Source organism: Microvirga tunisiensis (assembly GCF_009296175.1).
GTDB classification, from domain to species: domain Bacteria; phylum Pseudomonadota; class Alphaproteobacteria; order Rhizobiales; family Beijerinckiaceae; genus Microvirga; species Microvirga tunisiensis.
The window spans coordinates 1-3631 of record NZ_VOSK01000496.1; the positions used below are offsets into that span (position 1 = coordinate 1).

Consider the following 3631-nt stretch of genomic DNA (forward strand, 5'->3'; position numbering starts at 1 on the left):
TCCTGCTGACGGCCAACGGCTACTGGCCGGCCGTTCCGAACGTGAACTTCAGCAACCGGCTCTTCGAGGCCATTGCGAACTACCAGCGGGATTACGGGCGTATCCCGAACGGGGCCGTTGATGCGGAGTTCTTCGGGCAGGTGCTCAATAGCGCGATGCCTCTTTTGCAGACGTGGAATTTCCGTGCCATCCCACATCCGAGCCGTGGCCATCCGATCTGGGTGCCACTCGGCCTTGGACTGGTTGCCAAGAGAGACGAGAACGGCATCGCCTGGTCAGACCCCCAGGGCAGGGCATCCCTGGCCTATTCGTATTTCGGCGGCACGACTCTCGTTGCGAACTACCAGAGCGTCCTCGATAAGGTTCTGTCCGAGGGCGGCAGAGTTCACTACAAGATCCTGAAGCCGGACTTCTTCGTTGTCTCGATGTCAACGGCCAATGGCCTCGACGCCTATATCCGGGTCCATGAGGATGGCCGTGGGGTGCTGGGTTTCTTTTTGTTCTGGAAGGGCAGCGAAACCCACCTTCACATAGAGCGGGTGGCAACCCTCATCTCCGGATCCTTCTGGGCAACTATGACGGGGGCTCCCTTCACCGAGGCTCCGACGATGACCCCACCTCAAGAGACGGTCGCGGTCGCTCGTCCCGCAGAGCCTAAAGTTCCCGCGCCAACTCCGAAGTCGGAGCCTGACGAAAAAGGTCCATCCTCCGGTACCGGGTTCTTCGTATCCCGAGAGGGGCACGTGCTGACCAACGCTCATGTCGTGGATCGTTGCTCATCCATCGATGTGAAGACTGATAACGGTGATGTAGTCTCCGGAAGAGTACTGGCCAAGGATACTACAAATGACCTCGCTCTCCTTAGAACGTCTTTAAGGCCCAGCAAGATAGCAGGTGTTCGGTTGGGTATCCGGCTCGGCGAAGGAGTAGCCGCATTTGGCTTTCCCCTGACCACGCTTCTGTCCAGTTCGGGCAACTTCACTCTTGGCAATGTCACGGCGCTTTCCGGGCTCAAGGATGACAGCCGATACCTTCAGGTCTCCGCCCCGGTGCAGCCAGGGAGCTCGGGTGGTCCGCTCTTTGATCAGAACGGCAATGTGGTGGGTGTCGTCTCGGCCAAACTCAACGCGCTCAATGTGATGGTCGCAACGAACGGCGACATTCCTCAGAACGTCAACTTCGCCATCAAGGGATCATTGGCAGCCAGCTTCCTGGATAGCAATCAGGTCGCCATTGAGCAGGGTGCAGCGAGCCAGGTCATGGCCCCAGCCGATCTCGCCGATCAGGCCAAGCAGGTGAGTGTGCTGATACGGTGCGAATGATCGGGAGCAGAGGATCAGCTGATCCACTCGTGACAATTCAAAGATGCCATCCGGAGAAATCAGCTTGCGTTCCGCTATAGTTGCTCTTGCCTTGATCGTTTTGACATCGCCGGTGAAGGCTCAGTCCCTCTCGGGCCAAGCCGATGTTATCGACGTGGACACCATTGCCATCCGAGGCGAGAAAACCCGCATCCGCCTGTATGGCGTTGACGGCCCGGAAAGCCAGCAGACCTGCAATGACGCTTCTGGAGCTCGGTATCTTTGCGGCTCAAAAGCCGCTGATGCACTCGCGTCGATCATTGGCCGCAACGGGCGGGTGAGTTGCAAGGAGCAGGACCGGGATCGTTACGGCCGCATCGTCGCAACCTGCGAGGCCAATGGACGAGATATCGGCGGTGAGCTGATCCGACAGGGCTGGGCGGTCGAATACACTCAGTACTCCGACGGCCGCTACTCTGGTGAGGAGGAAGAAGCCCGAAGGGCCAAGCGTGGTCTATGGGCGGGCACCTTCGTCAAGCCGTGGGACTGGCGCCGTGGCGAAAGTCTGCCCAACGAGGCCTCAACAGGTTCGGACCGCAAGTGCGCCATCAAAGGCAACATCTCCGGCTCGGAGCGGATCTACCATCTGCCGGATAGCCGCAACTATGCCCGCACGACCATCGATGAAGCCAAGGGCGAGCGCTGGTTCTGCTCTGAGGATGAAGCCAAAGCCGCCGGTTGGCGGGCGCCAAGAGGGTAGGGGAAAACTCAATGCTGAAATCACTTGCCCTTGGGCTGGTGTTGGCAGGAAGCCAACTCGGATCCGCTCTCGCCTTCGATCAACCTGGCTCGTTGCCTCTTCTCGACAGGCTGGGGAACCTGCGACCCTTCCAAGTCGCCCAAGCCAGATCCTGCAAGGCAGCCAGCACATGCCGAGAAGCTGTTCAGATGTGGTGCGGTGGCTACCGCCGAGCTGATGGCGACAGTGACGGGATCCCTTGCGAGAACGTCTGTAGTTCACGCTCGGAGGTCGAGAGGATCAAAAGCGAGATTGGCTGCTAAAGCGCTTTTGGGATCAGTGTAGAACATAGCCGGCGTGCCTGATCCAGCCTCGAGCATCCTTTGCGGTGATGGTGTCGAGGGCTGGCTTGAGCTCTGCCTCCAAGGCTTGGAGCGTGCGCGGCGCTTTCGCCTTGAGCCACTCTTTCATCTTCGTCCAGGCGTTCTCGATCGGGTTGAACTCGGGTGAGTAGCGCGGCAGGTACAACAGCCCGATCCCCGCTTGATCGAGCAGGTCCCGCACTTCTGTGGCATGATGCGGGCGCAAGTTGTCCATCACCAGAATAGCATCCGGCTTCGTGCGTTTGAGAGCCGGCACCAGCACCTGCTCGAGATAAGCCAGCAGCACAGAGGTCGAGGTCGAGGCCTCGATGCTCATCGTGGCGACCAGGCCCTCACAGGCGAGTGCGCCCAAAACCGTCAGCCGCTGCCACGAGCCGAGCGGGATCGAGCCGTACGCCCGCTGCCCGCGTGGAGCTCTGGCATGGGTGCGGGCCATCTAGGTGGTCACGCCGCTCTCATCCAGGAACACCAGGCGTTCTACGGGCAACTCGCTCATCTGCTGGCGGTAAGCCTCACGCTCGGCGGCAATCTCGGGCCGCTCCTGCTCGGCCGCCCGAAGGGTCTTTTTTCGGACGCAGCTTGAGGCGCTTGAGCGCCTCGCAGATCACCACCAGACACACCGTCACGCCCGTTCTCTCGGCCAGGCGCTCGCGGTACTCGCGCAGCAGCGCATCATTGTCCTCGGCCACGAGCTGACGCAGCACCTCCAGAGCTGCTGCATCCAGGCGCGAGGGCACGCCGCCGCTGTGGGGCTTGGGGGCACGCCGACCCTCCTCGCGCTCCTGGCGGCGCCAGTTTGACACGGTAGCGGGGCAGACCTGGAAGCGGCGGGCAATCTCAACCTGAGGAAGATCGCCCCGCTCGCAGGCGACCAGAACACGCTCACGCAGATCAGGAGAATAGGGCTGGGGCATGGCTCGCCTCCTGGGCCATATCCCAGTCAACGCACAGACCACCCCAACGGATTCAAGTCCAGATCAAAAGCGCTTTAGGGTTTTCGTTTCAGTTCAGACTCGGTCAGAAGGTTGGACGCTAATCTGTTTACAATCTGATGGTTTTTCTCATCGTCGTAGACAACTAACCCGGAAAATTCATGGAGGGTTGGCGGGTGTAGCTCAAGTGCCTGAGATGACTTAGGATTTGGTTGTTGAATCCGATCCGCCTCATTTCTGGGAGAACCCACCCGCCATGAACCATTCTACGCTTCC

General features: G+C 60.1%; 4 protein-coding genes. 2 read left to right on the forward strand and 2 right to left on the reverse strand.

Annotation, left to right across the window (positions count from 1 at the left end; genetic code table 11):
• On the forward strand, nucleotides 1–1322 hold a 1322-nt coding region (locus tag FS320_RS40045; protein WP_152718004.1), incomplete at its 5' end, for a S1C family serine protease.
• 64 nt (nucleotides 1323–1386) lie between these two features.
• Entirely contained in the window at nucleotides 1387–2061 is a 675-nt protein-coding gene (locus tag FS320_RS40050) for a thermonuclease family protein (protein WP_244627689.1), read from the forward strand.
• Nucleotides 2062–2376: 315 nt separating this feature from the next.
• Here the strand turns inward: FS320_RS40050 and FS320_RS40060 are convergent, their stop codons facing one another.
• Nucleotides 2377–2859, reverse strand: a complete 483-nt coding sequence (locus FS320_RS40060; RefSeq protein WP_152718010.1) for an IS630 family transposase — start codon at nucleotides 2857–2859, stop codon at nucleotides 2377–2379.
• A gap of 76 nt (nucleotides 2860–2935) precedes the next feature.
• Nucleotides 2936–3337 carry a helix-turn-helix domain-containing protein gene (locus tag FS320_RS40065; protein WP_152718013.1) on the reverse strand — a complete coding sequence of 134 codons (402 nt, stop codon included), beginning with the start codon at nucleotides 3335–3337 and terminating at the stop codon, nucleotides 2936–2938.
• Between the last annotated feature and the right edge of the window lie 294 nt (nucleotides 3338–3631).

Excerpts from the sequence above, each read along its gene's own strand:
- FS320_RS40060 (WP_152718010.1), bottom strand. The coding sequence starts at position 2,859 with ATGGCCCGCACCCATGCCAGAGCTCCACGCGGGCAGCGGGCGTACGGC.
- FS320_RS40065 (WP_152718013.1), bottom strand. The coding sequence starts at position 3,337 with ATGCCCCAGCCCTATTCTCCTGATCTGCGTGAGCGTGTTCTGGTCGCC.